Source organism: Paenibacillus sp. FJAT-26967 (genome assembly GCF_001541095.1).
Lineage (GTDB): Bacteria > Bacillota > Bacilli > Paenibacillales > NBRC-103111 > Paenibacillus_F.
This window is the reverse complement of sequence record NZ_LMXH01000001.1, coordinates 306,015-312,415: the sequence shown is the minus strand read 5'-3', so window position 1 is coordinate 312,415 and position 6,401 is coordinate 306,015. Positions and strand designations below refer to the sequence as shown.

Genomic DNA, 6,401 nt, shown 5'->3' with positions numbered 1-6,401 from the left:
GAATTGGGGATGGTTCGGCTGCTTGCTTCCTCTCTTCACCCCGATCTGCCGACAGGCAAGCTGGTAGAAAAGCTGATGCAATTGCCTGTTTCCTTGTCCACACTTGTGATTGGTATGTTTATCTCCTGAGCCGATTACAACAGGAGCAATACCTGCGTAGCGGGCTAATTTGTCACTGCTGCTAAATCGTGAAATGGCCCCAATCTCCGCAATGAAGTTAGCTGCCGTTACCGTGTCAATGCCATACATAGTTTCTAGCCTATAGCCTGTTTGTGGAAGCAGCATTGCTAACCTTTGTTCATGAGATTCCAATTCGTTCTTACATGACTGGATTCGCCTAATGGTGCTTTGGATGATGCAATCTCGTTCTTCCTGATAGTCTCGTTTGGTTGCTCCATCCGAAAGAATCAGTTTCAAGATTTTTTCTGCCGTTTTGAAGGAACAAGCGTAGTTACTCGGCTTTAGCAGGAATAACCTTAATTCTTCTACCGAGATTCCAATTACATGATGAGGAGCCGGATATCGCTCGAAAAATGCAAGGGCCGTTTTCCCATCTATCTGGCTGAAAAATTTCTTGTAACTTGGATAATGATGTGAGATTTGTACATGAAATTGATTTAACAGTGTGATATGTTCACGGACAATTGAATTTCTTGATGTAACCAATTGGCTAATCGCCCAGTAGTGGTCGATAGGATTGGCATCCGGCAACTTCTCCAATTGATCAACCAGCACATAGCCCACGCACTCAGCATCCCAGGAATCAGACTTATGAATAATGGGATTTGCTTTTCTTATTGCGCTTGCCAGAGAAGGATTAACCTCTTTCACCTCTTGTTTGTAATCCACCAGGAAAGCGGCTAGCGATCTTCCATAGCCCCCCGTGTCCTCTAACCCGTAAACGATCCCCTTACCCTTGGAGTACTTACTGGCTGCTTTTATTAATTCAGGAAACGCACTGGGCCGATTATCAAATTTGATTTCGCCTAATTTACGTTTGAATCCGTTCAAAAAAACGGCGGTATGATGCCTTTTATGTAAATCCACACCTACAAAAATATGATTCAGTCTTCTTTCTTCAAACGCATCCTCTTCTAGTAAATAGTTCAGTCTTCTATTCCTCCTATAGTTTGTTGTTACCCATGAAAAGGTATAATAAAGAGAAGGCTTGCACCCTCATTTCAAGCAGTCTGTGCTGCATTTATACGCAAGCAATACCTTTCACTTTATAAAAGCTTTCCACTGTGTAACCATTATTTAATGTTGCCTTGCTTGGGTAAATCGGACATGGAGCAGTTCAGTCTGTAGATCCATTCCAATGGCGTGTATGGCGAGCACAATCTCTTCCTGCATGAGTTTAAAAGTGCTATCTTCATATTGCCTGATGACCTCAAATACCGCCATCTGACAAGCTTCTATCGTTTCAATTTGTTTCCTCAATCTCTGCTCTTCCATAATTAACGATTCGTCCATAGCCATTAAAGAATCGCTGGATGCTTACCGACAGCTTCGATATAAGCATATTGATAGATTCCACTATAGAAATCTCTTCGATCCAAAATACGCTTCACTTGTACCTTGGTAAAAAGTTTGCCTTCATGAGTTTTGTAATTGTCAAGGTTCAGTTGCTCGGCTATAGATGCCAAACTTACAGACGGATTCTTATCTTTTAATGCAAATACACGCTGTACAATCGCGGCTTGCCGTTCATCAATCTCTAGAATTTTCGAGCCTTTCGTCGCCTTATAACCGAAAGTTGCCCGTCCTCCTGCATACCCGCCTTCCTTTGCCTTCCTGTTTCTTCCCTTGCCAAGTTTCATAGCAATCTCTAAGCGCTGGTAGGCATCCAGTAGCTCTATTAATCCGTTAATTAAGAAATCCGATGGGTCCTTTTTATAAATGCTGTAGGTAGGCTGTTCAATAGATTTTACATCGACACTAAATTTCTTGAATTCTCTATGTATCAATACTTTGACGATATCGCTTCTCCATAAGCGGTTTGTATTCAAAACAACTACATGATGAATGCTCTGAGTGGAAAGAAAGGAGAGCATATCTTGAAATCCTTCCCGATCTACTTCGAATGCACTTTCGTCTACTTTAGCACCGCTAATTCCTTCGTCAGAAAATACATGCAGCAGCTCCCAACCTTGCTCCCGACAAAATGATTCGATTTCATCTTGCTGATAAGACAAACTGTAACCATCTTTAGCCTGACCTGATGTTGAGACTCTTAAATAGCCGATAACTTTCATTGAATTACTCCTCCGTTACAGAAATTTTAATTACCGTTACCCTTTAGAGTTTAAACTCTTAAGAGTTATACTTCTGTAAGTTATTATATTACTTTTAAGAGTATAGTTCAATGCTTTTCTACTTGTTATATGCTATATTGAAGAATATAAATAGGATGACGCTTAACAGGAATCAGTACGGAGGTTTACAATGATTATTAAAATTCGTCTAAGAGAAATCCTTGCTGAACGAGGTATTTCACAAAGGCAGTTTGCACTATCCATGAATATGCGAGTAGCAACCATCAATCACCTTTGTTCTGAACAGGTAGATCGTGTGTACATTCGGACATTGGAGCAAATCTGCGAGGCACTGCAAATTGATATCAGTGAATTAATCGTTTCCCAGCAAGAGGAATAAAGTCCTACCGCCTTCCCCCTAACCTATCCCTATTTCCAGAAGAGCTTAGGGGACCAAGGTGAACTAGATTTGTTTACTTGATGTAAATCCCCCCCCTGATAATAGAGACCATTTTAAAGCTCTTTATCGAGAAAAGTGGTGCTTATCTCCTTGTTTCATTCTTTTCTTCTCTATAACTCGTCATTCCTCCCATTTTACAATCCATCGTCGTTGGTATCGCAAAAGCTTATTCTTGCTGGATTTTTACCTTTTTTTCGTCCGATTTGTATCGCTATCGCATCGTAACAAAACGATCCGGGCAAACCACTTCTTAACCCAATTTGGCATAATCTATATGTAATTCAAGCTTCTCTTGTTTCCTTGGAAGAGGAATGCCCTTGACTAAATTTTTCCGATTGGCATATGTAGCGGCTGTATAAAATTGTTTTAATACGCCTTCTGGCAGCTTTTGATGAAGCACTTGGAAACCAAGCACAGTCTCTATCTGAGAAATTTTGTACGACTGCGATTTTAACCAAGCAAGATTAATCCCATCTGCCTCATTCGGGAAAATGATTTGCTTCATAACTTTTCGGGTTATCTCCGTAAAAACATCGATCTTTAGAAGATCAATTACTCGCTTACGTCTCGAAAACTTTGTCCAATCATGATGACTTGGACGTATCTCCATCCGAAGCAGCCCATCCGCTTGCTCTATGATCTCTTTACTTTCTTTTCCATGTACAACTTCTTTTTGTTTATTGTAAAAAATAATCTGGCTGCTCTTGTTTTTAAAAGCTACCGTCTCCAAATACCCCGTAACCACAGTCTTCTTGAATGAAAGTTGAAGCCTACTTAATCGGTTTAAATAGTCGTCGATTTGTCCATCTACTGCAAAATTCCAGCAGACATCCAGCCTGTTATGATATAAATACCAATCTTCAGGCCGAAGAGGTACCCCGAATAATTCGAATAACCTCTCGTGTAAACGTTGGAAAAATACAGAGATGTCTTTCTCATGCAGAAGCATGACGTTGTTACCATAAAGAAATTTAGGAATAGAGACTTGAACAATTAAGCTTTGACTCCATTCCTTGTAGGTGATATAGGGAATCTTCTCATCATGCAGAACAAACGAACGTCTGCGTAATCCCATTTCTTCATCCAAATAAGTTTTAATAATGGGCTTTAAGCTATTCCAATTTTCAAAAGCTATAGAAACGTAACTGGCTTTCATGACTATCGTATCGAACATTCAATTCCCCCTTGAGTTAAATAACTTCTAAAATTTTAGATGAGATTAGACATGTTATAAGAATGCTTGCTAACATCCACCTCTTTTACGGACATTAGCCGATGAATTTATGCTTTTCCAGAAAGCTGTGAAATTCTTTATAGGATTCACTTTGCTCCCCAACATTCCAAAATACAGGATCAAAATCGGACTTGTGCTTATCTTGGAGATAGTAAAAAACCATGTCCAGCAGTTCAAGTGACCTTGATTCATTTCGCTGGACAATAGCAGCGAATTCTTCTAACAAGTTTATTCTGCTGTTCCCCGTGTCATTGTCCTCGATCAACGTTTCATATTTTTCCAGTAAGCTAACTTTTTCATGTTCATGTTCAAGAAACCTGATAAATCCCTCATTTTCGCTTACGGTTTCGGTGAACCAAATTTCTTGCCCTGTTTCTGAATCAATATGGAGAGATTGAACCGACTCAAACTGATCCGTTACAGTAAAATAGATTTGTTGGATAGACAATTGCTCCGATTTTTTTAGTTCTTTGTTGAATAATGGCTCTGGGATTTGAGGAAAGATTTTTTTCAATTCCTGGATACGAACAGCAGGAATCTCCTTGTTTTTAAGCCACATAGAAATATTCGCTCGATTAATCCCAAGCTTATTTGCTAAATCCGCATTCGACATATGATAGGTTTCCAGAATGTATTTAAGACCAAACATAACCCAACTCCTTAACTTTGTTAAATTAACTATAACCATTTAACATTGTTAAGTCAAGTGGTTTGAATTAAAATACCCACAAACGAAAACCTTCGCTTGTGGGTATCCCGTATAAATTATGCGGTTGTTGAAAGTACTCAGTGTATACCTGGGCCTATCTTTCTGCTTTATTTATTAATTAAATTCCAAATTAATAGGGGAACAATGATAAAAAATGAGAAACGCCAATTAATCGTATTATGAAACAAATGGTAGTTACTTTTCAACTCCTCGCAATGGCATCCCTACATAGTGCTTTCCCTCGATATTTAATTAATTGTTTAAATTAAGTTCTAAATTTGCTTTTTTGACAGCCTTATCTACATCAATGGATGTAAAATACACTCCTGGGTATTTCAAATGATCTTCTTCGAATCCAGAGTATCTAGCTGATACTACAGATATCTCTTTAAATAGAGTATATTCTATATCGGATAAATGTTCATTCAAATCATGATCAAAAGTTATATGAAATTCATTACAAAATGTTTCAGCATCAATTTGACTATTTTTATAAAGAAGTAATAACCAATACAAACGTTCCTTTGGGGTCCGATTCACACGCTAACCTCCTTCTATTTTTTAGATTGTAAAGGGCCTAATGAGTCTCTAGTATACATAAAGTGGAGAACAGTGTTTGTACTTTTATTATACAGAACTTCTAAATTATATTCTTTTTGATTTTTATACATAACAGTGTAGTACATTTTGGCTGAGGTTCCTTGTGGATCAGGCATCTCTTGTCCAAACCTAATAGCCGATTTTAATGTTTGGATTGGCACATACCTTCCAGCTTGTTCCATTCGTTTGGTTGTAGTTGTAGTAAAATTTAATTCTTTCTCAAATTTTTTCCCCACTCGAGCAGCATAAAATGAAGAAGCAAACTTAATTGTTGCAGCTTCACCTGGATAATCAAGAGCTGCCCCCACAAAATCTTCAATAAACGCTAAAAATGGATGTGCTTCCCTAGATATTCGGTATACATTTTCTCTTGAAATTGTATCGTCACTAGATTGCATTATCTCACTATTAGAATATCCTTTTTCCCTAAGGCCACTTCTTAAACTATCAGCTTGATTCCCCCAGTAATTCCTCTCACCTTGAGTAGTAGCCGCTTGCCACATCCATTTCATTTCATTGATCGTCCAGTTTGCAGCAATTTTCAAATTCCAAGGTATCCAACTTGTGTCAAATAAACTTCCACCACCACTATTATCAACAGCTTGCTGAGCATGCCCACTAGGATCAACAAATTTTAGAGGATTATTCTCCACATACGTATACAAATTCAAACTCAGCGGATTATCCAACTGCCCTTCATACGTATCCTCATTAATAAACCGCCCCATACTCGGATCGTACCAGCGGGCACGAAGGTACTGAAGCTTCACACTTTCATCCCAGTACTCCCCGCTATAAAGGAACGGATTGTCTACTCCTTTGAGTATTGTGGTTGGATTGCCCCATAGATCATAGGCGTACTGATTAACTACATTCCCGTTTGCATCTCTGAGTTCTACGACATCTCCATGTCCGTTATGAACATAGTACGCTTTACTGCCCGTTGCATCAACCCGGGCTACCAATTGATTCCCACGCAGGTAGCTGGCTTTATGAGCGGCCACCCCATTGGTAACTGTGCCTTCGGCAATCATCTGATCGCCATCATAATAATAACGGGTTGTAATTCCGTTCTCTGTCCGCTCTGTCAGCAGGTTATCGCCATTGTACTTGTAGTTCACATGGCTTGATCCGTCCAGCTGT

At 39.1% G+C, this 6,401-nt stretch carries 8 protein-coding genes; 1 reads left to right on the top strand and 7 read right to left on the bottom strand.

Going from position 1 to position 6,401, the window contains the following annotated elements; all coding sequences use genetic code 11:
* The 3 genes from AR333_RS01395 to AR333_RS01385 form a co-directional block, all read right to left on the bottom strand.
* Positions 1–1,047: IS110 family transposase (locus AR333_RS01395; protein ID WP_084783437.1), on the bottom strand; the 1,047-nt coding region annotated here is incomplete at its 3' end.
* A 210-nt stretch (positions 1,048–1,257) separates the two neighbouring features.
* Positions 1,258–1,479, bottom strand: coding sequence for a hypothetical protein (locus AR333_RS01390; protein ID WP_068773567.1), 222 nt, complete (start codon positions 1,477–1,479; stop codon positions 1,258–1,260).
* Positions 1,479–2,255: a recombinase family protein gene (locus AR333_RS01385; protein WP_068773566.1), complete on the bottom strand. Its 777-nt coding sequence runs from the start codon at positions 2,253–2,255 to the stop codon at positions 1,479–1,481. The genes AR333_RS01390 and AR333_RS01385 overlap by 1 nt, the downstream gene beginning before the upstream one ends.
* A 190-nt stretch (positions 2,256–2,445) precedes the next feature.
* Here AR333_RS01385 and AR333_RS01380 point away from each other — a divergent pair, with 190 nt between their 5' ends.
* Positions 2,446–2,655 (top strand): helix-turn-helix transcriptional regulator, encoded by a 210-nt coding sequence (locus tag AR333_RS01380; protein ID WP_068773565.1) that lies wholly within the window; start codon positions 2,446–2,448, stop codon positions 2,653–2,655.
* Positions 2,656–2,965: 310 nt separating this feature from the next.
* On the opposite strand, the gene AR333_RS01375 is transcribed toward AR333_RS01380, so the two are convergent.
* The 4 genes from AR333_RS01375 to AR333_RS25115 form a co-directional block, all read right to left on the bottom strand.
* Positions 2,966–3,889, bottom strand: coding sequence for a hypothetical protein (locus AR333_RS01375; protein ID WP_068773564.1), 924 nt, complete (start codon positions 3,887–3,889; stop codon positions 2,966–2,968).
* A 94-nt stretch (positions 3,890–3,983) separates the two neighbouring features.
* Positions 3,984–4,598 (bottom strand): helix-turn-helix transcriptional regulator, encoded by a 615-nt coding sequence (locus AR333_RS01370; protein ID WP_068773563.1) that lies wholly within the window; start codon positions 4,596–4,598, stop codon positions 3,984–3,986.
* 312 nt (positions 4,599–4,910) lie between these two features.
* Complete coding sequence (locus AR333_RS01365; RefSeq protein ID WP_068773562.1) at positions 4,911–5,198, bottom strand: magnesium and cobalt transport protein CorA; 288 nt, start codon at positions 5,196–5,198, stop codon at positions 4,911–4,913.
* 14 nt (positions 5,199–5,212) lie between these two features.
* The coding region (locus AR333_RS25115; RefSeq protein WP_216638955.1) for an RHS repeat domain-containing protein at positions 5,213–6,401 on the bottom strand (1,189 nt) is incomplete at its 5' end.

Excerpts from the sequence above, each read along its gene's own strand:
- AR333_RS01390 (WP_068773567.1), bottom strand. The coding sequence starts at position 1,479 with ATGGCTATGGACGAATCGTTAATTATGGAAGAGCAGAGATTGAGGAAA.
- AR333_RS01385 (WP_068773566.1), bottom strand. The coding sequence starts at position 2,255 with ATGAAAGTTATCGGCTATTTAAGAGTCTCAACATCAGGTCAGGCTAAA.
- AR333_RS01380 (WP_068773565.1), top strand. The coding sequence starts at position 2,446 with ATGATTATTAAAATTCGTCTAAGAGAAATCCTTGCTGAACGAGGTATT.
- AR333_RS01375 (WP_068773564.1), bottom strand. The coding sequence starts at position 3,889 with ATGTTCGATACGATAGTCATGAAAGCCAGTTACGTTTCTATAGCTTTT.
- AR333_RS01370 (WP_068773563.1), bottom strand. The coding sequence starts at position 4,598 with ATGTTTGGTCTTAAATACATTCTGGAAACCTATCATATGTCGAATGCG.